The 25,631-nt window shown below is 56.4% G+C and carries 22 protein-coding genes; 7 read left to right on the top strand and 15 right to left on the bottom strand.

Features of this window, described 5'->3' with window-relative positions; translation table 11 throughout:
- Positions 1–129: 129 nt before the first annotated feature.
- On the top strand, positions 130–972 hold the full coding sequence (locus tag C7H10_RS02410) for a DUF6279 family lipoprotein (RefSeq protein WP_106693569.1): 843 nt from the start codon (positions 130–132) through the stop codon (positions 970–972).
- Between the two features lie 77 nt (positions 973–1,049).
- Here the strand turns inward: C7H10_RS02410 and C7H10_RS02405 are convergent, their stop codons facing one another.
- From C7H10_RS02405 to C7H10_RS02385, 5 genes are all read right to left on the bottom strand, one after another.
- A complete protein-coding gene (locus tag C7H10_RS02405; protein ID WP_106693567.1) occupies positions 1,050–1,820 on the bottom strand; it encodes an SDR family oxidoreductase in 771 nt (256 codons plus the stop codon).
- A gap of 14 nt (positions 1,821–1,834) precedes the next feature.
- Complete coding sequence (locus tag C7H10_RS02400; protein WP_106693566.1) at positions 1,835–2,524, bottom strand: histidine phosphatase family protein; 690 nt, start codon at positions 2,522–2,524, stop codon at positions 1,835–1,837.
- Positions 2,524–3,588 carry a phosphotransferase family protein gene (locus C7H10_RS02395; RefSeq protein ID WP_106693564.1) on the bottom strand — a complete coding sequence of 355 codons (1,065 nt, stop codon included), beginning with the start codon at positions 3,586–3,588 and terminating at the stop codon, positions 2,524–2,526. Before C7H10_RS02395 ends, C7H10_RS02400 begins: the two co-directional genes overlap by 1 nt.
- A 21-nt stretch (positions 3,589–3,609) precedes the next feature.
- Entirely contained in the window at positions 3,610–4,431 is an 822-nt protein-coding gene (locus C7H10_RS02390; protein WP_106693563.1) for an SDR family oxidoreductase, read from the bottom strand.
- Positions 4,432–4,692: 261 nt separating this feature from the next.
- Positions 4,693–5,904: an acyl-CoA dehydrogenase family protein gene (locus C7H10_RS02385; protein ID WP_106693561.1), complete on the bottom strand. Its 1,212-nt coding sequence runs from the start codon at positions 5,902–5,904 to the stop codon at positions 4,693–4,695.
- Between the two features lie 147 nt (positions 5,905–6,051).
- Here C7H10_RS02385 and C7H10_RS02380 point away from each other — a divergent pair, with 147 nt between their 5' ends.
- A complete protein-coding gene (locus C7H10_RS02380; protein WP_106693559.1) occupies positions 6,052–6,954 on the top strand; it encodes a LysR family transcriptional regulator in 903 nt (300 codons plus the stop codon).
- On the opposite strand, the gene C7H10_RS02375 is transcribed toward C7H10_RS02380, so the two are convergent.
- Positions 6,948–7,304: a hypothetical protein gene (locus tag C7H10_RS02375; protein WP_072677863.1), complete on the bottom strand. Its 357-nt coding sequence runs from the start codon at positions 7,302–7,304 to the stop codon at positions 6,948–6,950. The two genes, C7H10_RS02380 and C7H10_RS02375, sit on opposite strands and share 7 nt — an antisense overlap.
- Before the next feature lie 25 nt (positions 7,305–7,329).
- A complete protein-coding gene (locus C7H10_RS02370) occupies positions 7,330–8,094 on the bottom strand; it encodes an EAL domain-containing protein (protein ID WP_208622790.1) in 765 nt (254 codons plus the stop codon).
- 199 nt (positions 8,095–8,293) lie between these two features.
- Between C7H10_RS02370 and C7H10_RS02365 the strand changes: the two genes are divergently transcribed.
- Positions 8,294–9,448 (top strand): isocitrate/isopropylmalate dehydrogenase family protein, encoded by a 1,155-nt coding sequence (locus C7H10_RS02365; protein WP_106693557.1) that lies wholly within the window; start codon positions 8,294–8,296, stop codon positions 9,446–9,448.
- 43 nt (positions 9,449–9,491) lie between these two features.
- Positions 9,492–10,751, top strand: a complete 1,260-nt coding sequence (locus tag C7H10_RS02360; RefSeq protein ID WP_058090647.1) for an aspartate aminotransferase family protein — start codon at positions 9,492–9,494, stop codon at positions 10,749–10,751.
- 83 nt (positions 10,752–10,834) lie between these two features.
- On the opposite strand, the gene C7H10_RS02355 is transcribed toward C7H10_RS02360, so the two are convergent.
- The 3 genes from C7H10_RS02355 to C7H10_RS02345 form a co-directional block, all read right to left on the bottom strand.
- A complete protein-coding gene (locus C7H10_RS02355) occupies positions 10,835–11,407 on the bottom strand; it encodes a YceB family lipoprotein (RefSeq protein ID WP_058090648.1) in 573 nt (190 codons plus the stop codon).
- An 85-nt stretch (positions 11,408–11,492) separates the two neighbouring features.
- The gene (locus C7H10_RS02350) at positions 11,493–11,684 is read right to left on the bottom strand and encodes a CPXCG motif-containing cysteine-rich protein (RefSeq protein WP_058090649.1); all 192 of its coding nucleotides are present in this window, start codon (positions 11,682–11,684) and stop codon (positions 11,493–11,495) included.
- A 6-nt stretch (positions 11,685–11,690) separates the two neighbouring features.
- Positions 11,691–12,917, bottom strand: coding sequence for a pyridoxal phosphate-dependent aminotransferase (locus C7H10_RS02345; RefSeq protein ID WP_058090650.1), 1,227 nt, complete (start codon positions 12,915–12,917; stop codon positions 11,691–11,693).
- A 204-nt stretch (positions 12,918–13,121) separates the two neighbouring features.
- On the opposite strand from C7H10_RS02345, the gene C7H10_RS02340 reads away from it, so the two are divergent.
- The 3 genes from C7H10_RS02340 to C7H10_RS02330 all read left to right on the top strand — a co-directional run bounded on the left by C7H10_RS02340 (position 13,122) and on the right by C7H10_RS02330 (position 15,067).
- Positions 13,122–14,102 carry a D-2-hydroxyacid dehydrogenase gene (locus C7H10_RS02340; RefSeq protein WP_106693556.1) on the top strand — a complete coding sequence of 327 codons (981 nt, stop codon included), beginning with the start codon at positions 13,122–13,124 and terminating at the stop codon, positions 14,100–14,102.
- A gap of 141 nt (positions 14,103–14,243) precedes the next feature.
- A complete protein-coding gene (locus C7H10_RS02335) occupies positions 14,244–14,744 on the top strand; it encodes a hypothetical protein (RefSeq protein WP_106693554.1) in 501 nt (166 codons plus the stop codon).
- A gap of 2 nt (positions 14,745–14,746) precedes the next feature.
- A complete protein-coding gene (locus tag C7H10_RS02330) occupies positions 14,747–15,067 on the top strand; it encodes a hypothetical protein (protein ID WP_106693553.1) in 321 nt (106 codons plus the stop codon).
- 66 nt (positions 15,068–15,133) lie between these two features.
- Here C7H10_RS02330 and C7H10_RS02325 read toward each other — a convergent pair whose 3' ends face one another.
- From C7H10_RS02325 to C7H10_RS02305, 5 genes are all read right to left on the bottom strand, one after another.
- Complete coding sequence (locus C7H10_RS02325; protein ID WP_106693551.1) at positions 15,134–18,097, bottom strand: restriction endonuclease; 2,964 nt, start codon at positions 18,095–18,097, stop codon at positions 15,134–15,136.
- Positions 18,098–18,108: 11 nt separating this feature from the next.
- Positions 18,109–20,196, bottom strand: a complete 2,088-nt coding sequence (locus C7H10_RS02320) for a site-specific DNA-methyltransferase (protein WP_106693550.1) — start codon at positions 20,194–20,196, stop codon at positions 18,109–18,111.
- Between the two features lie 62 nt (positions 20,197–20,258).
- Complete coding sequence (locus tag C7H10_RS02315; protein WP_106693549.1) at positions 20,259–21,509, bottom strand: ATP-binding protein; 1,251 nt, start codon at positions 21,507–21,509, stop codon at positions 20,259–20,261.
- Positions 21,510–21,528: 19 nt separating this feature from the next.
- A complete protein-coding gene (locus C7H10_RS02310; RefSeq protein WP_167392865.1) occupies positions 21,529–24,378 on the bottom strand; it encodes an SNF2-related protein in 2,850 nt (949 codons plus the stop codon).
- 141 nt (positions 24,379–24,519) lie between these two features.
- Positions 24,520–25,611 (bottom strand): fatty acid desaturase family protein, encoded by a 1,092-nt coding sequence (locus C7H10_RS02305; RefSeq protein ID WP_106693546.1) that lies wholly within the window; start codon positions 25,609–25,611, stop codon positions 24,520–24,522.
- Between the last annotated feature and the right edge of the window lie 20 nt (positions 25,612–25,631).

The raw sequence follows: 25,631 nt of genomic DNA, 5'->3' as shown, positions 1-25,631 counted from the left end.
ACGTTCACATCCGATGTGCCTTCCTATCCGTAACTGGACTTAAAAGTGAAATTTCGCGATAACAAAGTGCAGCTGCCAGGAACGCCTGTTCATCTGCAAACAACGCTTTAACACCAAGAGACCTGAACCATGATGAAGCTCACGGCCCTTTATCTAGCTGCCCTGATAGTCCTGGCAGGCTGCAGCTCCACCCGCATGGCTTACCGCTATGCCGACTGGGGCGTGGTTTGGTGGGTTGAGGACTACGTGACTTTAAATCGGGCGCAGAAACAGCAGCTGAACCAGGACCTGGACAGCCTGCGCCAGTGGCATTGTTCAACAGAGCTTCCCCGCTACCGTGCCTGGCTGGGCGAGCTCGAAGCTGATATTGCCGATGGCGCACCGGATATCGACACCATTGAGTATCACCAACAACAACTACTGGTCTTTGTACCGGACTTGTTGGATAGAGCCGTACCTGTGGCTGTGAATCTGCTGGCCAGCCTGTCTGATGACCAGGTGACCGAGCTGGCCAGGAACATGGCAGAAGATCAGGCTGAGCTTGAACAGGAAATGCTGGCAGGCGACCCGCAACAAACTGCCAAGGCGCGGGCAGAGCGAACCGCCAAACGGGTTGAACGGTGGCTGGGCAGCCTGAATGGGCAGCAGCAGGCTCTGGTTGAAGAGTGGTCTGCCGATCGCGGTCAACAAACAGAAATCTGGCTCCAGGGCCGCAAGAACTGGCAACAGACCCTGCTGGAGACCATGGAAGGCCGGGACCAGCCCGGTTTTGATGAGGCCATCCGCGAACTGGTGATTAACTCCGAAAACGCCCGAGGTCCCGAATACCAGGCCATGATGAGGGAAAGCCAGCAGGCCATGGCGAACCTGATGTATGCGTTGATCAAGGCTGGCGACCAACAGCACCGGGAGCACCTACAGGCCCGGGCAAGCAAATTGAACCAGGACTTCACCGCCCTGACCTGCTCCTGATCTGGCCAGCTAACCACCAGACACAAAAAAGGGCCGAAGCTAACGAACTCTCCGGCCCTTTTTCGTTTCGGCGGATATTAAACCGTCAGGTAACCACCATCCGCATTAATGCAGGCGCCGGTGGTGTAGCTGGAAGCGTTGGACACCAGATACAGCACGGTACCGGCCATTTCGTCCGGGTCTGCCACCCGCTTCATCGGAATGTGGGCCATGGCCTGCTTCTTGATGGCCTCATTGGTGGTCAGGGCACTGGCAAACTTGGTGTCGGTCAGGCCCGGCAGCAGGGCGTTCACCCGAACGTTCTGCTGACCAAGTTCCATGGCGAAGGACTTGGTCATGGAAATCACCGCTGCCTTGGTCACCGAGTAGATGCCCTGGAAGTGGCCCGGATTTACGCCGTTTACAGACGCCACGTTCACGATGGAGCCGCCGCCGTTTTTCTTCATCAGCTGGGCGCCACGGGCGCACATGAAGAAGTAGCCGCGGATGTTTACATCCACGGTTTTGTGGAAAGCACCCAGGTCGGTATCTTCCACCGGGCCAAAATACGGGTTGGCGGCGGCGTTGTTCACCAGAATGTCGAGTTTGCCGTGCTCTTTTGCAATGTGCTCCCACACGGCTTCAATCTGGTCCATCTCGCCAATGTGGCAGACGAAGGCTTCGGCGCTGCCACCATCGGCTCGGATGCTGCTGGCCACGGCTTCACAACCATCAATCTTGCGGCTGCTAACAATCACGTGGGCGCCGTAATGGGCCAGGGTGCGGGCGATGCTCTCGCCGATGCCACGGCTGGCACCAGTTACCAGGGCGACTTTGCCAGTCAGGTCGAACAGGTTTACGTTGCTCATGGATTTCCCTCAGATTATCGGAATGTCACCAGGGCGGGGTCTTCCGCTTCCAGGTGGCTATAGTTGTTGAATACGGCCAGGCTGCGCCGGGGGCCGGAATACAGAATGCGGGACACGCTGGTGTTGGCAATCACGTTGTTCATCTCCAGCGCCTTGTGGTCGGACAACTCCAGCAGGTGCTGGGCAATCACCGCAATAGGCCCGCCGGAGGTTGAGACAATGACATCGGCACCGTCCGCCAGCTCAATCAGTTGATCCAGCGCACTGCTCACCCGCTGCCGGAAACCCTGCCAGGATTCCGCGTATTCGTGGTCGTGTTCACCACTCACCCAGCGGGTGACCGCTTTTTCAAAAGCCTGCTGAAACGCCCTCGCCGGTTTCGGGAAACTCGCCAGGTCCCGAGCCATCATCTGTTTGTCCGCCCATTCCGGGCGCAGGCGCTCCACCACTTCAACATGATCAAACTCGTTCAGGCCTTCCATCACCTGCATATCCGGCAGGCTTGCACCGTAACCGGTGGTAATCGCTTCCACGGTTTCCCGATGGCGCTGCAGGTTACCGCCAAAAATGGCACCCGGCTCCACCTTGTCCGCCAGCCAGCGGCCCAGGATTTTGCCCTGTTCCCAGCCTCGCGTAGAGAGCTGGTCATAGTTTTCCTTACCGAAGCTGGCCTGGCCATGGCGCACCAGATAGATCGTGGCCATTACAGCGAACTCTCACTAATCAGTCGCTGGCACCGCTTTTCCAGATAGTTAGCAGCGTGGCCGAAGGCGGCAAAGCGCTTGTCTTTGGTCTGGCCATTATAGAAGCGGTAGTAGATTTGCTGGACGATCACCGCCAGCCGGAACAGGCCGTAGATCTCGTAGAAATCGAAGTTATCCGCGCGGAAGCCGGACTTCTCCATGTAGTAGTCCACAACTTCCTTACGGCTCAGCATGCCCGGGCGATGGGTGGGCTGGCGCCGTAGCATCTGGAACGGACCTTCATCGTCGGCTTCAATCCAGTACGCCAGGCTGTTGCCCAGGTCCATCAGCGGGTCACCGATGGTGGCCATTTCCCAGTCCAGCACGCCAATCACTTCAAACGGGTTATCCGGGTTCAGCACAACGTTGTCAAAACGGAAATCGTTGTGGATGACCACCTGGGCGATGTCGTCCGGCATCTTTTCGTTCAGCCACGCCATCACGATTTCAAAGTCACCGACATCCTCGGTGCGGGCCTTGCGGAAGCGGTCGCTCCAGCCTCCAATCTGGCGCTGCACGTAGCCGGCTCCCTTACCCAGTTTGTCCAGGCCGGCGGCCGTGGCATCCACGGTGTGCAGGTCCACCAGCTTGTCGATCACATTCAGGCACAGCTTGCGGGTATCTTCCGCACTCAGCTCGAAATCCTTGGGGAAATCCTGGCGCAGGATGATGCCCTTGAGCCTTTCCATCACGTAGAAGTCACACCCCAGCACGCTGTGATCGTCACAGATGGCAACAATGTTGGGCACATAGGGGTAAACGGGCTTCAACGCGTCCATCACCCGCGCTTCCCGAAGCATGTCGTGGGCCGACTTGGCAATCTTGCCGAACGGTGGCCGGCGTAGTACGTAAGACTGCTCGCCGTAGTCCACCTGATACGTCAGGTTGGAAGCGCCACCGGGGTACTGCTTGATACTCGGCTGCCCTTCCAGGCCGGGAATGGCCTGTTTCATGAACTGGTCGACGGCGCTGATATCCAGCTCTTCGCCTTCCCGGATGTCTACGGCCTGGTCGATCTGAGTCATTCAATCTCTCCTGTGATCTGTTCAGGCTTTCGCCTTGCCACCCATCTTGCTCATCCAGCGCTTGGTTTCCTGGTGCATCAACCAGTCAAACGCCCAGGGCGCATGGCGCTTGAGCATCCACATACGGCGCTCTTTGGCGTGGGGCAGTACCCAGAAATCTTTGTCTTTCACGCTGCGGAAAATATCCTCGGCCACGTCTTCGGCAGTGATGTTGGACCGCTTCATCAGCTTGTTGACGTTCTGCTGGATGCCGGGAATGTCGGAACGCATGGTGCTGGCCAGGTTGGTCTGGAAAAACGCCGGGCACACACAGCTGACGTGAATACCGGAATCCCGCAGCTCCTGGCTGAGGGTTTCAGACAGGGCAATCACCCCCGCCTTGGAAACATTGTAGCTGTCCATCAACGGCGCCAGCATGAGCCCGGCCATGGAGGCCACATTCACAAACGCGCCGGAGCCCTGCTCCTTGAACAGCGGCGTAAAGGCTTTGCAACCACGCACCACGCCCAGTACGTTGATATCGAGGATCCACTCCCAGTCGCCTATGGTGGTGTCTTCGATGGAGCCTGCGGAGGCAACGCCAGCGTTGTTGACGACAACGTCCACGCCGCCCCATTTCTGAACCAGGTCATCACGGACTTTCTCGAAGTCACTCAGGCGGCGAACGTCGCACTCAACGAAATAGCCCTCGCCGCCCGCGTTGTTCAGTTCCGCCTCAACGGCCACGCCCTGCTCCGGGTTAATGTCCCCAATGCAGACTTTCGCGCCTTCTTTGGCATACCGCAATGCAATCGCCCGACCCAGGCCACTGGCCCCGCCGGTTATAAATACTCGCTGTGTCATCTGTGTTTCTCTCCGTTATGTTTGGGAGTTCACTTTCTTTTTCATTAGAGTAAGAGCTGCTACCCGACATCAGCTCCCAAATGGTTGCGTTAGCCGTTCAGAATCCCCCGACCATGCCTGCAGGAGCAGGTGGGAGAAGCTTTATGAAACTGTGCGGAGCCAGGGATGGCGGAGCCCAAGCGCCACATGGATGTGCCGAAGGAGCGTGTTTCAGAAAGCTTCTCCCACCTGCTCCCGGCACCCAATGTTTGGATTAACGGCTCAGGACTTATACTTCCGGAGCTCCAACCGAGCCACCATCGCCCGATGAACTTCGTCCGGGCCATCGGCCAACCTTAGTACCCGAGCGTAACCGAACAATGCCGTCAGCGGGAAATCATCGTCACTGACACCAGCCCCACCGTGAACCTGAATCGCGTCATCCACAATCTGCTGCAGCATCGCCGGCACCACCGCCTTGATCATCGACACCTCCTGCAGCGCACCCATAATGCCCTTGGTATCCAACGCCCAGGCACACTTCAACGTCAACAAACGCGCCTGCTCAATGTTCATGCGGGCATTGGCGATGACATCCGGGTTGCCACCCAACTTGGCGATGGGACGGCCGAAGGCTTCGCGGGTCATGGCGCGCTTGATCATGAGCTCCAGGGTGCGCTCAGCGGCGCCGATGGCGCGCATGCAGTGGTGCACGCGGCCCGGCCCCAAACGTCCTTGAGCGATTTCGAAGCCTCGGCCGGGGCCGGCGATGATGGCGCTTTTGGGCAGGCGTACGTTGTCGAACAGTACCTGGCCGTGGCCGTATGGCTCATCGTAGGCGCCGAAGACCGGCAGCATGCGCTCGATGGTGATGCCCGGGGTGTCCAGTGGCACCAGCACCATGGAGTGGCGGCGGTGTTTCTGGGCGTCCGGGTCTGTCACGCCCATGAAGATACCCACTTTGCAGTCCGGATGGCCGATGCCAGTGCTCCACCATTTACGGCCGTTGAGCACCACTTCGTCACCTTCAACCATCGCGGTGGCTTCCATGTTGGTGGCGTCGGAGGAGGCAACCGCCGGTTCGGTCATGCAGAAGGCGGAGCGGATTTCGCCGCTCATCAATTTTGGCAGCCACTCGGCTTTCTGCTCTTCCGATCCGTAGTGGATCAGCACTTCCATGTTGCCGGTGTCTGGCGCGTTGCAGTTGAAGATTTCCGGGGCGATGAAGCTGCGGCCGGTTTCCTCGGCAATCAGGGCGTAGTCGGAGTTGAGCAGGCCACAGCCGTATTTGTCGTCCGGAAAGAACATGTTCCACAGGCCCTGGGCCTTGGCTTTTTCTTTCAGTTCTTTGATGATCGGCAACACCACCCAGCGGTTTTCCAGGGAGGCAAGCTCCTTGTGGTACTGCTCTTCAATGGGAAAGATCTCGTCACGCATGAACTGCTTCACGCGTTTGAGGTAATCCTGGCCTTTTTCGGAAATATTGAAATCCATGGTGCAGCTCCTCGCGCTTGCCTGCCCCAACCGGGGCGCACTTTTGTTCAGATGGAAAACAGTCTAGGAGCCAACGCGCTATTACGCGACTGAATTGTTCTTATCGTTTATCATTACCCTTACTTATTCCGAAACCGGACGCGCCTTATGGCCCTGAATCGACTGGACCTTAACCTGCTGCATGTTTTCGATACCATTTATCGGGAGGGCAGCCTGACCCGCGCCGCCAGGGCGCTGCACCTGACGCAGCCCGCGGTGAGCCATTCCCTGGCGCGGCTGCGGGATCACTTTGATGACCCATTGTTTACCCGCCAGGGTAACCAGATGGTGCCCACTCCGTTAGCACGCCGGTTTCTGGAGTCGATGCGGCCGGGGCTGAATCAGGTGCAAAGCGCGGTAAACCAGTTCCATGCCTTTGACCCAGCCAGTCAGCGCAAGACTTACACACTGGGGTTGCGGGATGTGCTGGAGTCTACCTTTCTGCCCCAGTTGATGGGCAAACTGGCACCCTACCCGGACATGGAGATTGTCTCCCAGCGGATACCAAGGCGGGATATGGAAACCCAGTTAGCCGCCGGCAAACTGGATTTCGCCATTGATGTATTGCTGCCGGTCAGCAATCAGACCAGCCATGAACTGCTTCGGCAGGACCGCCTGGTGGTGTTGGCGCGCAAGGGGCACCCGGCCATTAAAGACGGGCTGGATATGCCGGCGTACCTGAAGGCAAAACATGTACTGGTTTCGTCCCGTACCGAGGGCCCGGGTATTGAGGACTTTGAGCTGTCCCGGCACGGCGTGCAGCGCAGCATAAGGCTGCGTTGCCAGCACTATTATGCTGCCTGCCGGGTGGTGGAGAATTCCGACTTGCTGTTGACCATGCCGGAAACCTACGCACGGATCATTGCCGAGCGGGGGGAGATAGAAGTGATGAGCCCGCCGGCACAGATGCCCTCCATTGATGTGCATCTGTACTGGCACAAGGCTTATGAGCGGGAGCCTGCGCTGGTGTGGTTCCGGGACCTGCTACGCAGCCTGCCACAACATCAGTAGGCGCCTACCAGGGCAAGGAAGCCGAAGAAACCGGCAGCGGTAATGCCCAGGGAAAGCACTACAATTCCAAAACCCCACCAGATTGCGGCGGCGTCTGACACTGGCACGTCGTGGCCCCGCAAGGTGCGATAGAAAGCCCAGGGGCCGAGCACAAACGAGCCCACGACAGCAAACACCAGGCCAACTGCAATGCCGGCAAAGGTCCAAGTAGCCAGCACCATGGCCCGATCCGAACTCTGCTCTTTTACACCGTGGTGTTCCAGAAACTTTTTGCAGAAGAACCACAGCAGGGCAAACAGGGCAACCACAAAGACCAGGCCGCCAACAAGCGTAATAATCCGGTACAGCACAGAGTTATCCTTTACATTTAGGTGGTCAGTCCGGGAACACGGGCTCCGGCAGGCACTCAAACCCCGGCTTGGCGAACAGGTAGCCCTGATAGAGCGCAATTCCCTGGGAGCGCAGCCAGAAGTATTCCTCTTTGGTTTCTACGCCTTCCGCGATAATCCGACCACCAAGATGGCGCATCATGGTGATGATTCCAAGCACAACCGCCTGTTTATTGGAATCGTCATGAATATTCCGCACCAGCGCCATATCCAGCTTCAGGAGATCCGGCGGGCTCAGCATCATGATGTTGTAGCGGGAGTAACCGGCCCCGAAATCGTCAATCGCAGTGCTGAACCCCATCGATTGGTACGCCTCGATGATGGAGGACAGATGCTCTACGGAACTGAGATCCTCGTTTTCAATCATCTCGAAGATGATTTTCCGGGTATCAAAGTTGTAGGTTTTCGCCGCCGCCAGAGTGGTCCGGATGCAATATTCAGCCTTGTACACCGCGTTCGGCATGAAGTTGATGCTGAGAAGCGGCTGCATGTCGAGCTTGGCTGCCAGCTTGACCGCTTTGACCCGGCAAATCTGGTCAAACGCATAACGGTTGTTTTCATTGACCCTGGACAGCACCGACATGGCGCCCTCTCCTTCGGGGCCGCGCACCAGCGCCTCGTAGGCAAACACCGTTTTGTTGTCCGCGTCCACGATGGGCTGGAAAGCAAAACTGAACGCAAAATCCAGACCGTTCCCACAGGCACACTGCTCACAATGTGACTCATCAAATAGTACTTCGGGTTTATTCACACGGGCTCCGGAACAAAAAACAGATACATGTCACTTGAAGCTTAAAAGAATCAATTAGTTTCCACTATAGCTATCAACCAACGGGTCGTAAAACTTCGTCAATTAATTAAAGCCACCACCACTGGCATCTGCCAGCCCGAGGACTACACTGGGGTTGTTGTTCAAAACCCGCAAACACCGCACGTTAGGAGGCTCCGGAATGGCCCAGACCACTCGCATCGCAGTTACCCCCGGAGACGGCATCGGCCCGGAAGTTGTCGCCGAGGCAGTCCGCTGTCTGGAGACCCTGCGCGCGAAGCACAACCTGGCACTGGAATGGACCCGATTTCCCTGGCCATCCCATGCCTGGCACGAAGAGTACGGAGAATCCTGGCCGGAAGACGCGCTTACCCAGCTAAAGGCCTATGATGCCATCCTGCTGGGCGCCCTGGGCGATCCCGGCCCTATGGACGACACCAACCGGTACCTCCTGCCAGACAGCATTTCCCTGGCTCCCCTGCTGGACATGCGTAAAGGTTTCGACCAGTGGGTGTGTGAACGCCCTGCGCGACTGTTGCCCGGCGCCAGGCAGTACCTGAAAGATGATCGCGCCAAGGACATCGATATGCTGGTGATTCGCGAGAACAGTGAAGGCGAGTACGTCAGTCAGGGCGGGCGACTGCGTCAGGGCAAGCCAGACGAAGTGGCCACCCAGATGGAGGTCTTCACCCGCCGGGCCACCGAACGGATCATCCGTTACGGCTTTGAGCAGGCCCGCAAGCGGGCTGGTGAGCGGGTGCAGGAAGGCCGTACCCGCGCCTTCCGCACACTGGATGGCCGAAGCTGTGAAAGCCAGGTGTGCCTGGTGACCAAGCGTAATGCCTTACGTTACTGGGGTGACATGTACACCGAAGTCTTTGAGGAAGTCAGCCACGACTTTCCCGACGTGGCCACCCATCACGAGCTGGTAGACGCCGCCTGCATGAAGTTTGTTCAGTGCCCCTGGGCCTTTGATGTGGTGGTGGCCAGCAACCTGCAGGGCGATATCCTGACCGACCTGGCAGCCGTGCTTTCTGGCGGCATGGGCGTTGCGCCTTCCTGCAACCTCAACCCGACCGACCCGCACATGCCATCCATGTTTGAGCCCACCCATGGCAGCGCACCGGATATTGCCGGCCAGGGTATTGCAGACCCCACCGCCATGCTGTTTACCACGGCGCGCATGCTCGACTGGCTTGGCCGTAAAGACCCCAAACTGGCACAGGCCGGGAAGGAGCTGTTCGACGCAGTAGCCGCTGACCTTGCCGAACAGGGTAACCAGCAACGGGCTACCAGCCAGATTGGCGATGCCATTTGTAAACGCCTGCAGGCCTGACTAGTCTGCTAAAGAGGTATTTCATTCACTTCGGGAGGTGCCCATGACCGACCACAAAGGCAAATTGTCTCCCCTGCTCAAGCAGGCTACCGGCATTACTGCCGCCAAGGGCGAAGGCGCCTATATTATTGACCCCGAGGGCCGTCGGTATCTGGATTTCACCTCCGGCATCGGTGTCACCAGCACTGGCCATTGCCACCCGAAAGTGGTGGCCGCTGCCCAAAAACAGGTGGCTACCATGATTCACGCCCAGGCAACCACGGTGATGAACCCCAGGCTGCCGGAACTGGCGGAAAAACTCGGAGAGCTGACACCAGACCCTCTGAATGCCTTTTTCTTCTCCAACTCTGGCACCGAGGTGGCCGAGGGTGCGGTTCGACTGGTTCGCCAGGCCACCGGACGACCCAACGTGATTGTATTCCATGGCGGTTTCCATGGCCGCACCATGGGGTCATTGTCCATGACCACCTCCAGCGTTGCCCTTCGGGCCGGTGTCAGCCCGATGATGGGTGGCGTTGTGGTTGCCCCCTTTCCACACGCTTTTCACTATGGCTGGAGCCTGGATGAAGCCACCGACTTCTGCCTGCGGGAGCTGGACAGAATCTTCGTGACCTATTCCGCCCCTAAGGAAACCGCAGCCATGCTGATTGAGCCGGTTCAGGGTGAAGGCGGCTACGTACCCGCCAACGCCCGCTTCCTGAAGGGCCTTCGGGAACGGTGCGACAAACACGGTATCATGCTGGTGTTCGATGAAGTTCAGGCCGGCTTCGGCCGCAGCGGCAAGTTCTGGGCACATGAGCATTTTGGTGTCACCCCGGACGCCATCATGATCGCCAAGGGCCTGGCCAGCGGCTTCCCGATCTCTGCCCTGGCGGCTTCCGAGGAAACCATGTCCAAAGGCTGGCCCGGTTCACAGGGTGGCACCTACGGAGGCAATGCCGTGGCTGCGGCGGCGGCTATTGCTACCATTGATGTCATTCGCGAAGAAGGCCTGGTGGAGAATGCAGACCGCATGGGCAAACGCCTGTGGGACAACCTGCACGCCCTGAAAAAGGATTATCCGGAGATGGCCGATGTCCGGGGCAAAGGCCTGATGGTAGGAGTTGAAATGCGCCGGGGCGACTGCCCCGATGGCGAACGCGCCGGCAAGATCCTCAAGGAATGCGAAAACCGGGGGTTACTGATGCTGCGCTGCGGGCCTTACCAGGAAATCGTCCGATGGCTGCCGCCACTGATCGTCACCCAGAACCAGATTGATGAAGCGACCGGCATCTTCGAGGAGGCTCTGAAAGCCACCGCCTGAGACCCATTTCGAGAAACGAAAAGACCGGATGACATCCATCATTCGGCCTTTCTCACAGAACCTATCCTGGAACCGCGGCGGTATCATCTGTCGGCGGTGACAAACTCCAGGCGCCCGGGAGCAACCCGGATATCCACGGGTACAATGCCCAGCATCCGCTGGGCAAAGTCTTCTTCATTGAGGCGATACACCGGCATGGTTTCCAGCATCTGGGCCACCACCCGCATCACGTTGTCCGTGACCGGCGCCAGGTCGCCCTTGAAAAAGGGTGAATCAATGGAGCTCTCCAGAAGCTGGAGCCGGCGGATGTACACCGCTTTTTCCTGACTGTCATACACTGGTGCACCTTCAACCTTGAGCGCCAAGTCCACCGGCAGCTTGGCCATCAGTGCGTTCAAAGCCACCTGCCCCCGAAGATCAATCACCGCCACATCGCGACCATCCGGCCCCAGGGTAATATCTGCATCACTAAGACTCAGGCTGAGCGGCGATCCACTCTGCAAATGCTGCCGATCATAGTCGGCCACGGCCCGCTTGAGATGCCGCTCAATCTCGCCCTCGGAGATGGCATAAGGTGAAATGCTCGCACAACCACTGGCCAGTACCGCCAGCACCAGAACCGGGAACCAGGCCCGAACCTGCATGAATGTTTTCATTTTTCTTCCTCTGAAACCGAGCCCCCTATCCTGCGGCAGGCATGCCTTCCACGCAAGCCGTGTTGATTAACGATTGGTGAGGGAGTCAGTCGTTCTCAGCACGGGCCTGCACGGTTGGGGTCAGCCGTTCATCAAACGTTACGGTCAGCACGATGGGCTGACAGCACACCTGGCAATCCTCGACATACTCCTGTTCAGCCACCGAGGGGTCGACGCTGATTTCCAGCGTCTCCCAGCAGTAAGGGCATTGAACGAGAACTGAATCAAGCGCAGACATGCGAGCTCAGAACTGCTGCTTGGCCATCCAGGGGATGATCCGGTCGAACGCCTCTTCCATCCGCTCACAGGTCGTCGAGAAACTGAAGCGCAGGGCATTGGTGCAGTGCTCACCGAAGGCGTCACCCGGCACCACACATACCCCGGTTTCCTTCAGCATCCGGAGCGCCAGATCAGAACCATCCACATGGGGCGGCAAATCTGGAAAAGCGAAGAACGCGCCGCCGGGCTTGTAGCCGGTCAGATAGGGAGTCTGGTCGATCAGCTCCACAATCTTGTCCCGACGCTCGCGATAAATATCCACCATGTCGCGCACGCACTGCTGGTCTGCCGTCAGGGCAGCGACACCGGCAAACTGCGACGGTGTATTGGCCACCGAGGTGGTAAACATATGGTAGCGCCTTAGCGACTTGATTGCCGCCTGGCTGGAGATGACCCAACCAACCCGCAAACCCGCCATGCTGTAGGTCTTGGAGAAGCTGCTGATGCACATGATGTTATCCAGATCCATAGAACAGTTCAGGACGCTGGCAAAATCATCATCATCAAAGATCAGGTGGTCATAGACCTCATCTGCGTAAACCTGAATCCCGCGATAGGCGCACTCCTCGAGAATCGTCTCGACCGTACTGCGGGGATACACCGCTCCGGTCGGATTGTTGGGGTTATTCAGGATAAGGGCGAATGTCCGTGCCCCCATGGCCCGGATCACATCATCCGGGTCCAGCTGGTGGTTGTTCTCAGCCCGGGTGGGCACAAACTTCACCTCACCGCCGGTCATCCGGATAAGGGGTGCATAGAGCAGGAACGACGGGTCCGTCACGATAAACTGCCGACCGGGCGCCGAAGTCGCCGAAATGGCCAGGTACATGGCCTCGGTGGCACCGCTTGTCACCAGAATATTGTCGCGGGTGAGCTTGCGATTGTAGCGCTTGCCATAGTAATCCCGCAGGGCCACCAGCAGTTCCGGCAGGCCGGCATCCATGGTGTAGCCGGTTTGGCCGGCGTTCAGCGCGTCAATGTAGGCATCAATAATATGCTTTGGTGTTGGCAGGTCTGGCTGCCCTATCGACAGGTGAATCACATCCTTCATGGTGGATGCCATATTCACCAGCCGGCGAATCCCCGAAACAGGAATGGCCTGCATGGCCGGGTTCCAGCTGGCCTTGGTCTTGCGGTACTTCACTTTCCGCGGCTTGGTCTCGCCGGTATCCTTGTTCGCGGATTCCGCCATACGCACCTCCCGATAACAGGGTAAATAAAGACCTACCCCTGCAGGTTAGTCAGTAAAAATCAGCGGTACAAGGCCCGTGGGACTAAAGACTGAACAAACCCGCCGAGGCAATGGATCCGTCAAGCCAGGTTGACCCACACCCACTCGCCTACCAGACTACAACGATGGACTAAAACCAATCATTGCGATTCCTGCGGAGGTGAAATGACAGCGTCCAACAAACCGGTTGTCACTGTTCTGACAGCGCCTGGCGAGGCACCGCCTCCCGGCATCGAAGCCGTTCAGGCCAGGGCGGAAGTTCGCTTCGCCTGCGATGAACAGACACTCCGGGACACCCTGCCGGGCACCGATGTCATGATGGTGACCGATTTCCGGACTGAAGCTCTGGAAGCCGCCTGGCCAACCGCAGACCGGTTGAAATGGATTCACGCCACCAGTGCCGGTGTCGATGCACTCATGTTCCCGGCGCTGATCAAAGGCAACGTTACCGTGACCAATGCCCGGGGCATCTTCGACCGGACCATTGCGGAATATGTGCTGTGCAGCATTCTGATGTTCGCCAAGGATTTCCCCCGGTCCATCCGCTTACAACTGAAGCACGAGTGGAAGCATCGAGACACGGAGCGGGCCGAAGGCAAGCAGGTGCTGGTGGTGGGCGCCGGCTCCATCGGCCGCCAAATCGGCCGACTGGTTAACGCCGCAGGCATGCATGCCCATGGCATTGCCCGCACACCCCGACAGAAAGACCCGGACTTTGTAGCGGTGCACGGCAACGATGAATTGTATGACCAGCTGAGCCATGCGGACTTTGTGGTGATTGCCGCACCACTGACACCGCAAACCGAGGGACTGTTCGACAGCAAGGCGTTTGCGGCGATGAAGAAGTCGGCCAGGCTGATCAATATTGGCCGCGGGCCCATTGTGAAGACGGATGATCTGATCCAGGCGCTGGACGACGGCGAAATTGCCGGCGCGGCCCTGGATGTGTTCGAGGAGGAGCCGTTACCGGAGGATCATCCGCTCTGGGAGCGGGATAATGTGATCATGACGGCGCATATGGCGGGCGATTTCATCGGCTGGAAGCGGGCGCTGACGGACCAGTTCCTGGAGAACTTTGACCGCTGGCACAAGGGTGGCGAGCTGTTCAACCTTGTTAACAAGGAGCTTGGGTACGCCGGCAGTTAGATTTTCAAGTTTCCCACTCCGCGTACCGTGAGACCCACTTCGCATTGGGCGCTCGCTAACGACATTCGGATTGACATGTGCCAACCGGCCAGCAAAAATTCCGGACGGCGAATCGCCACTGAATTTAAACAAGGAGGTTTTATGGAAGCAACACGGTTACTGTTGCTAGGCATACTATTAACTGCTTTTCAGGCCCAATCCGGGGAGCTGGTCTTGTCTCAAGATTTGGCCCTGGGCTACGCCGAGCCGAAGCTCATTTCCCACAGCAGCACCACGCTCATCCTCAAATACGATGACTGGTCTCTGTCACACCGAGTCGTAGACTCAACCGCGATCTATCCCAAGATCAACCTCTCGGGCATAGAGGAAGTGTATCTCCATTCACTCTTCCTTCCTGCCCGGCGCGACTCTCTGCCTAAATGGCTTCAAGTGCTTGCGGAAGAGCAGGCTCGCCAGTTCGGTCTACCGGAGGGTCAAGTAGTCGAAGAGACCGTTGGCAATGCCAAGATTTTGGGAACTTACAACCAACAAAATGAGGAAGGTTACCTCTTTATCTTTGATCGCGGTGCCATCCATCAGATGACTATCGCGGGAACTGAAAAACAGTATAAGGAACTGATCAGAAACATCAGGGAGAGATGAGTATGGATATTTATGAAAGGGACCATCTGCAACAATTCCTGGTTACGATATTTGGCCAACAAGCTGCAAGCTGGTTTCCGAATGAGCCTCTATTCAATCTAACCTACGAGTTAATTCAGGAATCCGGAGGCTGTACTGAGGCCATGCGCTACGTACCCGAACCCCTGGGCCCAGCCAGGAACGCTTTTAGGTGGATGGCCAAAGAGGTAAGGAAAAAGTTTCTAAAAACAATCGCCGAAAATAAGGACCATTACGCAATGTGTATTGGTACGGCAGCCTACCGAATGGCGCACCGATTCCACTTGGCTGCGCAGGGTGTTTGAGCAACAGCCAAACTGAAGAATGGAGCCCGTGCAAATGTATTAAGCGTTCCGCATGAGGCTCCAGCGTTACACAGCCGTCACCTCCGCAACCGAAGCCGCCACTTTGTAGTCCACCCCCCCCAGTGCCTCGAAATGCGCCTCGCCACACAGAATCTTCAGGTTCTCCTCCAGCCGGCGCTTGTCGCTATCGTGGGTGGTCTTGGTCTCACGAACCAGATACACCTTGCGATCTTCCTCAAGCACCACCGCCCAGTCCGGGTTGTAATCGCCAACCGGCGTCGGAATCGTGAACCAGCGGGGTAACTTGCAGAAAAACTTCACGTTCTCCGCGCCGTCGAGCGCTTGTGCGGTCATCCGCTCAATGTGGGAATCGCACTCAATGTAATCGTAGGGTGTCTGAACCTGATCGCCCTGGTTGCCGTGTTGAACCTGATAAGAGCGGTCCAGATAGGCCTCCAGCTCCGGCTCATTGAACAGCTCCATTTTGTAATGCTCGCCGGCCAGTTTTTCGTAGCGAATGCCATCCACCAACAGTTCATCTAGCGCTTTCTGTATTTGCCGCGCTGCTTCAGTGATGAAACCCTGCGGGTTTGCTTTGAACTCCCCCAAGCGGCGGCAGCCCCGAATAATGGTCAGCAAGGTTCCTCGGGTCAGGTGTGTGCGTTCCTGCAAGGCGCCAATCAGGTCCGGCAATACTTCATGGGAGCTGACATAGCGCTCCTTGGTGGTGGAAATCTGCCTTTCACTGCCAAACCCGGCATCGGTCAGTTTGGCCTGGGTGTGGTCAATGGTGAGCGTAACCGGCTTGACCACAGGCATGTTCTGGAGTTTATGGCTGGCCAGATCAATCAGTTGTTGGGTATCAAAGCGAATAGAGTACCGGGTTTTCTGGCTGATTTTGTCCCACAACGCCTTGAAATCCGGGTTCAGCTCCACCCGCTTGTTGTAGGTAACGGCTGTGCGCTTGCGGGCGTCCTGAACACGACCCGCAAACATGAAACTGCGCAGGCGGTCGATGATTTCGTTTTCCAACGGCTGGTATTCCAGCGGCACTTGCAGTTGGAAGTACAGGTCGTCCGGCTGGAAACGGGCGGTAAGGTCGCCCTTGGCATCCAGATAGCCCTCCGCTTTGAGCGCTTGCCACAGGTGGCGGGATTTTTCCTGGCCCAAGGTTTGGGCATCATTGATCGCCAGCGGCGCAAAGGCGATAACCGGCACCCGGCCAAACTTGAAGCCGCCGCCGATGTCTTTCTCCATCTCCGTCTGCAAGTTTTTGGCGTACTCCTCAAAAGACTCGCTGGCCACTACCGTCAGGCGGTTCACCTGCGGATCAAAAACCCGGTCACCATTGGCGTCCACAGGCAAGCGCAAACCACGGCCCAAGGTCTGTCGGCGCTCCTTTTCGCTGCCGAATTCCCGCAGGGTGCAGATCTGGAACACATTCGGGTTGTCCCAACCCTCTTTAAGCGCCGAATGGCTGAATATAAAGCGCAAGGGCTCTGCGTCATCTAGCAACCGCTCCTTGTCTTCCATGATCAACTTGTAGACTTCTGCGTCACTGGCAGTAGTGCCACTCGTGTCCTTCAGCTCCACCACTTTGCCGCGCTTTTTCACCTCGGCAAAATAGCCGTTGTGCACCTGTTCTACATTCCGCTTCGGCAGGTCTCTGAACAGCGAGCTTGCGGCCAGCTCGCTGTAAGCCTCCTCAAACCAGCGAGCCAGCTTACCTTTCTGAACATGGCCGTGCTCATCGTAGTAACGGTAATTGGCCACCTTGTCGATAAAGAACAGCGACAGCACCTTCACATTCAGGCCCTGCTTCTGCAGATTGCGCTCTTTCTTGAAGTGCTCCTCCACCGTCTGGCGGATCTGCGCTTTCAACACATCGTCGTGGACGCCGCCCTTTTCCTGCTCGGGCTCCAGAATCACGTTGTTGGCGAAGCGCACGTATTCCGCACCCGGCTCTGCGTAGATTTCATCCACCACATAGCCCTGATACCCAAAGCGCTTGGTGTGGTCAGACAGATCCGTTCCCTGCTTGAGTTTGACAGTCTTTTCCCGGGTGCCGTTGGGCGTGTCTTCAAAAATCACCACCGAAGCCGAGGGGGTCTTGGCTTTGCCGCTGAAGCCAATCGAGCTCAGCCTGAGGTACGTCTGGTTTACATTGTTCTGGGACTGGATAGACGCCACCGAGATCTGCTTCACCAGCTTCATGTCGTAGGCCTTCACCGGGCCCAACTGATACACCACGTTGTAGGGGTTACGGTGAGTGGCGGAATAGCGCAGGGCAAACAATGGCTTCAGGTGATTCACGGCCCGGCGAGCCTTGGGGGTATTGTCCACCGACTGGGGTTCGTCGATGATCAGCACCGGCCGCACATCCTGAATGAATTCAATCGGTTTAACGCCGGACATCCGATCCTGCTCCCGGTGAATCACTGAGAGCTTTTTGATCTCGTCCGGGGTCAGGCTGTCGTAACTGTCAACATCCCCTGCGTCCCGCTGAAACGCCTGGATGTTGATGACCATAATCTGCAGCGTGTTCGCGGTGGCGAACTGGCGCACCTTGGAAAGGTCTTTGGCGCTGTAGACGTAGTGATCGAAAGGCGCGTTGTTGTAGAGGCTACGGAAATGTTCCTTCATCATGGCTAGGGACGACAGCACGCCTTCCCGGATAGCCACCGACGGCACCACAATAATGAACTTGCGCAGCCCCAGGCGCTTATGCAGCTCGAAGATACTGCGCAGATAGACGTAGGTTTTACCCGTGCCGGTTTCCATCTCCACCGAGAAATTGGGGAACGGGTACTCATCCCCAGCTTCAAACAGGTGCGGCGATTTCTCGATAAAGTTCTGTTCCTGCACCCGGTGCAGGTTATCCAGCAGTTTGTCCGGGTCCAACGCCAAGGTGTTGGCGATGCCCAGCTTACGGTAGGGCTCGCCGGCAGTAGATAAGCCCTCGAACACCGACAGCGTGGATTCGATGGCGTCTTGCTGGTAAGCGAGATTGGGGTTGAACTTCAGTTTCATGCCAAAGCCCCTTACACCGTTTTGAAATCGATCTGGTCAATTTTTTCCTTGCCCTGATTAAAGGCCTCGAAGGTTTTCACGGCGTTGGTCTTGAGCTGGTCGTTGCCGTGGAATGCTTTGTCCAGGCAGATAAACTGGCCGGGGGCTTTGGCCAGCACCACGTCAATCAGGGCCTGGTCGATGTCGTCTTCCAGGTGCACCAGCAGGGAGCCTTCGGCGACGGAAAACATTGTGTGACCGGCCAGCTCGACCTGCTCCACTTTTTCCGTGGGCATCACGCCGGCCTTGATCAGCAGTTCGTAGAGCAGGTCTTCCTGGCTGGCGTTGGGGTCTATGTGATCGACATTTAGCTCCATTTGTTTAAGGAGCTCTTCATCGGAGACATCTTTGGCGGGGGCTTGCCAGAGTTTGAAGTTGCTTTTCCCTAGCTTCAGGACCTTAAACCCCCATTTGTTTTCGTGTTGAGCTCGGCGCCCATGCTCGGCTTCAAGTCCGGAATAAACTTTGCGTAGCCTATCCTTGGATATATCCGCGATCGTAGAGTATCCAGCCTTGAGCGCAGCTTTTCCTGTTTTCTCTTTTTCCGAGTTCGGTTCAGGCAACTGCACTAGGATATATTTGAGCTCTGAGCAGTCTTCTATTGCGAGCTCAGCAACTGATTCACCAGTGGTACCAGATCCAGAGAAAAAGTCTAGAATGACACCTTCTTCGCCGCACACGTACTTAATGAGACGCTTAATTTCAACATGGTCTTTGGGGTTATTGAATAGCTTTGCACCCATTAACCCTTTTAAGTATTTGACAGCCACTTGACTCTGTTTATAGATATAGCTGCCGCGTACCTGTGTTGCTAAACCCTCATCATCAACAGAGTCTTCAGCGTCATCTTCCAGCTCTTCCGCAATCGGCTTTAAGTGGGTTTTACGAAACGGGGGTTTCGTGTGATCCTCTCTAAACTCAACGAGCCCAGCTTTAATTTGCCGTTTCATTTCATCGGGATTAGCGAACCGCCAACCAGATTCTGGGACTACACAAGGCTTTTGCGTCACTGGATGAATTACATCGTACTCAGGCCCTCCACCACCTGGCCAGGATATATCTCTGTCGCGCCAAGGCCCGTTTTTGTCTATTCGCTTATACCGACTCCATTTTTTTGAAGGATGAGACTTTGGCAGCTCCGCGAACCATGCCTGCAAGTCGCTTTCGATAGCCGCATCTTGTTTCCCATGCCGCTCTCGCAACAACAAATATTGCTCCCAAATTTCCTTTGCGCCAGGTTTTTCCTCCCTCCAGACAATATTTTTCTCCTTGAGAACACTGCTGCTCCTCGCGTAGACGAGCATGTACTCATGTCCTACAGAGAACAACTTCGCATCATTCTTTCTGCCCTTCTCCCAGACAAGACACGCTATCTGATTCTCTTCCCCAAAAATCTCATCACACATCCGCCGCAGGTTTTCCACCTCGTTGTCGTCGATGGAAATAAAGATCACCCCGTCTTCCCGCAGCAGGTTCCGAGCAAGATACAGGCGGGGGTACATCATGTTCAGCCACTTGGTGTGAAAGCGGCCCTCGTTGGCGGTGTTGGTGGAGAAGGTGCGGCCTTCGCTGTCTTTCAGGCCGGCGTATTGCAGGTAGGTGTCCAGGCTTTCACTGAAGTTGTCCGGATAGATGAATTCCTTGCCGGTGTTGTAGGGCGGGTCGATGTAGATCATCTTCACCTTGCCGTAGTAGCTCTTCTGCAGCAGTTTGAGCACTTCGAGGTTGTCGCCTTCGATGAACAGGTTTTCGGTGGCGTCGAAATCCACCGATTCCTCCCGGCAGGGCTTAAGGGTGGCAGTGGAAGGCTGTTGGATCAGACGCAAGCAGTCCCGCTTACCCGGCCAGTCCATGCCGTAGCGTTCGCGGCGGCTGTCGTAGATGTCCGTGAACTCACCCAGCTCCGCTTTCAGGCGTTCCAGATCAATGGTTATCTTTAGCTCGCCCTGGTCGTTTCGAGTTTCGGTGAAAATGCCCGGGAACAATTGCTCCAACTCTCTGCGGCGCTGCTCGGCAATGTCCAGGGACTGGCCGTTCATCTGGGTGTTTGGTGTGCTCATACTGCTGGAAATTCCTTTAATTCGGGAGACTGTCGGATAGCGCTGTGCTGAAGTGATGGGCGTCAGTCTCGGTAAGACTCTTTCTTCGCCGCATAGACGGTCAGCTGCAACTCTTCTCCGACCATTTTGTATTCCGGGCGTTTGCCAGAGAGCTTTTCAGATTCGTTGAAAATCACCGGAACGCCCTCACCCCGCTTATCCATCATCCGGGAGCGGTTGATGGTGGGGTGTTCATAGGGGCAGCGGGCCAACAGGCTGGTGATCAGCTGGTTGCGGGAGGCTTGCCGGGCCATGAGTTCGTCCACTTCCATGGTGTTAACCAAAGCGCCCGGTGAACAGAGTACCAGGCGGTCTGCAAACATGTGCAGGCGTATATGAGCACCGTAAATATCGTAATCCCGGTGGGCGACGGCATTAACCAACGCCTCGAAGATGGCGGTCAGGCTGTATTGGGGGATGTCTTCACGGCCAAGCAGCTTACGGGCGGCCACGCGCTGATTTTTTTCAACGAACGCCAGGGCGCCGCTGATTTGCTGGTCCAGGGGGCCGGTGAAATCCATGGCATCGGTTTGCTGGTCTGCATCGCGGTTGTCGCCCGCGTAACAGACGGCCTGAATGTAGGCGTTTGGCAGCCAGTTGACCGGGCTTGGGGTGCCAAGCAACACCCCGGAAACGCTCAGCTTTTCATTGCCTTCATCGTCGTCCACCAGCATGCGAAGTTTGCGGAGCTGGGTGCGTTCGGGCTGGCCTTCCTCACGCAGGAACTTGCGGTACAGGCTCGGGTCCAGATCTTCATAGCGGGTGCCAGGCACCGGGCGCTCGTCCAACCAGATCAACCGGGACTGGCTGCGCTGCATCATCAGCCGGGCCAGGTACTCCTGCTTCATGGGTTGTTTGGATTCAGCCACACGGTGGAAATAGCGGCCATTGCTGCTGTGCACGAACAGGCTCTTCTCAATGTCCACATGCAGCACGTTCTTCATGTCGCCGTGTTCATCAGGCAGTTCCAGCAAGCGGGTGGCTATTGGCAGGGGCGGCTCTACGTTGTCGGTGGCAGCGTCTTTCACCCGCTTCTGCACCGCCTCAAGCATGTCGGCCGGAATGCCGGTGATTTGCCGGGTTTTGTCGTCTACGCCCAGAATCAAGTAGCCGCCTTTCTGGTTGGCGAAGGCAGCCATTTCGTCGGCCAGGTCTTTTTGGTCTGGGCCTTTGATCTTGTTGCCACGGATTTCAACTCGCTTGAACTCATATCCGGAGTCCTCGCCCAGTCGAATCTGGTACAGCAGGTCTTTAACCAGCTTTTCTCTGTCCATGTTGGTCTCTGGCCTCTATTCAGTGGGTGAGCGTCCAGCGGGCGGTAAACAGCTCTTTGATCTCGCAGGTCAATTCCAGTTTTTCGCTCACTTCGTCCAACAGGCGGTCTTCCTCTTGCTCGATGGCTTTTTTGGATTGGTGGTATTCTGCCAGAGCATCGTCGCGCTTGCGCTCCAGTTTGCGAAGTTCTTTCTTGGCCTGGATTTTTTCCGCTGTCGACGCCAGTTGTCTCGCCTCTTTTTTATAGCCCCGTATTTGCTCGTCTAGCTCATCCACAGTGGCCATGAGCGCTTTCCTGCGGTCCTGCGCCCAGCGTTCAAGCTTCTCGGATTCCTGCTCCAGATACTGATCCAACTCCGCTTCTGTTTCGGCTTCGGCTTCTTCCACAACCTGCGCCTGCCACTCGGCGAAGTGCCGCTCCGGAATGGCGTCACTGAGAGGCTCTTCACGGGCCGGTATTGACATCAAGTGGTCTGCATTCTCAAGTGTCAGTCTGCGGCCGTCACTCGTTTGTGCAAGAACCACCAGTCGGGTGTTCTGGGTTCGCCCCTTGTTGTAGGTGAACCGTACTTCAAAAGAAGTGAGCGTACCCGACTGGCCGATATAGTCCTTAAGCGCCGCATACTGGCCATGAAGCTGATCATAATGAAACACCAGATGCGCTGGCTCCGGGTTACGGGCCTTGGCCCTGTGCACCAGGTCCCAGGCCAGATAATGCTCGGTAGCCTGTAACCGGAAAAACTCGGAGTCGTTTTGCTCCGCCAACGGCCAGCTCAGGTCGTAGCGCTGTTTATTTAGGTAGAAGTGGTTGGTGTTAAACCTGGCCTCCGGCAACTCAGCTCGCGCCAGGTCCATAAGCACCTGCTCGTACTCCTGCAAGAAATCCTTGCTTTGGTCACGGCGGGTTTTCAGAGCTGATACCACATCGCGATCAAAGTTATTCAGTAAGGCCTCACGGGCAGCCGTCTCTCTCGCAGCCAGCGTCTCCTCCAGAGACTGTTGCAACTGATCGAACTGGTACTCAATTTCTTGATCCGTGCGGCATTTCTGATAGATCTCGTAAATACGGCGCTCAATGTCGATGCTGCCTTCAATGGCTCCGAGCACTTCATCGGAAGCACCAAAAACACCCTCAAACAATTTGAGTTTTTCATCAAGAAGCTGAAATACGCGACGATCGGCCGGATTTTTGCGGTTTACGAAGTTAACCACCACCACGTCGTTCTTCTGGCCATACCGATGAACTCTACCGATGCGCTGCTCTACTTTCTGGGGATTCCATGGGAGATCATAGTTGATCAGTACGGAACAGAACTGAAGGTTGATACCTTCACCGCCGGCTTCGGTAGAAATAAGAATGTCGGCTTTGTTGCTGCGAAATTGATCCACCAGCGCAGCTTTCATATCGGCGGCTTTCGAGCCGCTGATACGAGCTGACCCTTTATGCTCCTCCATCCATGCCTGATAGACTGCCTTGGAGCGAGGGTCGTTATTGGAGCCATTCAGCAACACCGTTCTCCCAGCGTATCCTCCAGTTTCCAGAAGCTCCTGAAGGTATTGCTGAGTTCTGCAAGACTCGGTAAACACCACCGCTTTACGTTGCCCACCAAGGCGCTCTGTCATGGTAAGGGCTTTTTCCAGCACTGCGAGCAGGGCCTGCCCCTTGGCGTTGCTGGTAATACTCTTGGCAAGGTCGCGAAACTCACTAAGTTGGGCGATTTCCTGGCTCAGTTTGCTTGAAGCCCCAGCTGACTCGTCGTTGCTGGCCTCCTCATTGCTCCCCTCGCCCTCTTGGTTTTGAGACTCTGCCCAATCGTCGATTTCTTCGATATCAGAGAGCGCCTCCTCATCAAGCCGTTGCTGCTGTTCAAGGCGTTCAATCATGCCCTTGAGCGTGTCGGCTACGGCAAAAGACGACGAGGCCAAAATTTTGCGCAAACCCATACTCACCAAATGGCGAGCACGGGGGTTAATCGCCTCGTTATCTGGCCGCTGCAAATACTGGGACAGTTTTTGATACAACACCCATTCTTCCGGCAATGGTGTGAAATCTTGAGTGATGGAATAGCGGTTGGTGAAGTTGATACCGCCCTCCTCCTGAACCTGGCGCCGGAGAGTTCGGTGGCATAATGGACGAATGCGACGTTTGAGATCTTCCAGAGCCTTCTCATCGCGCTGCCGGTTTACGTAGAGCGCCCGAAACGACTTTTCATCACCAAAAAAATGAGGGTCTATGACCTGACTCAGGCCATAGAGTTCCAGGAGGTTATTCTGGATCGGTGTCGCCGATAGCAGGACCCGGCTTTCTGCGAATTCGGTGGCCTCCACCAGCGCTTTTGCCCTCTTGCTGCCATTAGTCTGATAGAGGTTCCGTAGTTTGTGGGCTTCATCGAAGACAACAAGGTTCCAGCTAACCAATCGCACATAGTCACGCTGTCGAGCCGCGTATTCATACGAGCAGATAACTATCCGCTCATTCTGATCGAACGGATTGATTTTTCCTTCTTTTTTGAGGTTTGCAGCGACTTTGCCATCAATGATCACGGATGGCAGCTCAAACTTATCGCCGAGCTCCTGGCTCCACTGCTTCCGCAATGAGGCGGGCACAATCAATAGGATGTTGCGCTTGTTCTCCGCCCATTTCTGTGCCATCACCAGGCTGGCCTCTATTGTCTTACCCAGACCTACTTCGTCAGCCAGCAGCACCCCTTGCTCCAATGGCGATTTAAGAGCAAAGCAGGCGGCGTCAATCTGGTGCGGGTTCATATCCACACGGGCGGAGGCCATGGCCCTGGAGACCTGGTTTTCGATTTTGCCGGATTGGGTTAGCCAGTGGGCAAAATAGGTGCTTTGGTGAGGGGTGAACATCTCCGACTTTCCTTTAGAACAGACCGCCAATATAGTTCCCGCCATGCGGACTCTCAAGGATTATTGCTCTGCGATCAATACCTTGATCTCGCCATCTACCGGAATCTGTCGGAGATACACCTTTATTGGTTGCTTTGTTCGTTAACGGGATCGGTTCGCTGCCGAGTATTTTGATTGCAAAGGCAGCAAATCAAACACTCGACTCTCATTATTGGGGTCCACAAGCTCCGTGGCGGACTTGTAAACCCGAGGCGTGGTGTAGAGCATTTTCAGAGCCTTACCATGAGGCATCGCCATGTAACGCTCAGGCTCATTCTCCTCCAACCACTTCCGAACCCGCGGCGCCATGTTGTGGGCCATCTTCGGGAAGAAATGGTGTTCGATGTGATGACTGAACCGGAAATGCAAACGGTCCAGAACCGGGTTGCTGCGCAGGCTCATGGAGTTATCCAACGGATTGTTCGTGGGCGTTTGCGGCCGCAGGAAGTGATTGGTCAGGATATAGCCCTGCCCCAAGGCATTGGCCGTCATGAACGGAATCAGCACCGTGAACACCGCCAGCGGGCCCGAGACAACCGCCAAAGCAACCCACAACGCCAGACACAGAAACACCTGAGCAATGGCCAGATTGCGGTTAAAGCCCTTGAACTGCTTTCGGTGTTTCGCCTGAATCCACAGCACCAGTTGGGCGTGAAAAGTGAACGAATAGGTCAGGAACAGATAGCTGTACCAGGTGCCTGAACCCGGCGCCAGCTTGTGAAACTTCTTCTGCCCGGGATTGGTTTTATAGCGGCGCAGCGTGCCGAAGCTGTCCGGATCTGTGTCGCCGGTGTTGGTATTACCGTGATGCACCACGTTGTGCCACTTACGCCAGAACTCCGGTGGCACCATCAACGGACCAAACCCCAGCCAGCCAAAAAAATTCTGCCAACGCCGGCTCATGCCCAATGCCCCGTGCAACACCTCATGAGCCAACAAAGCCTGGCAACCAATGGTATGCCCCACCAGCAACGCCAGGCCAAGATTGGCATACCACGGCAACCCCGCCATCAGAATCGCCGCCAGCCCACCCCAGATAACGGCCTGCAGAGGCAAGAACCAGATAACCCGCCAGGTCTGGGCCTTGAACGTATCAGCGGGCAGCTCCTTCTTCATCCGGTCCCGAAGCTCCCGCTCGTCCGGCTTACCATACACCACGGCCTCCGCCGCTCCCGGTTTCACTGCTGCGTTCATTTTGCACCTTTGCTTAGTTG

This window comes from Marinobacter shengliensis (assembly GCF_003007715.1).
Classification (GTDB): domain Bacteria; phylum Pseudomonadota; class Gammaproteobacteria; order Pseudomonadales; family Oleiphilaceae; genus Marinobacter; species Marinobacter shengliensis.
This window is presented reverse-complemented; position numbering and strand designations above follow the sequence as displayed.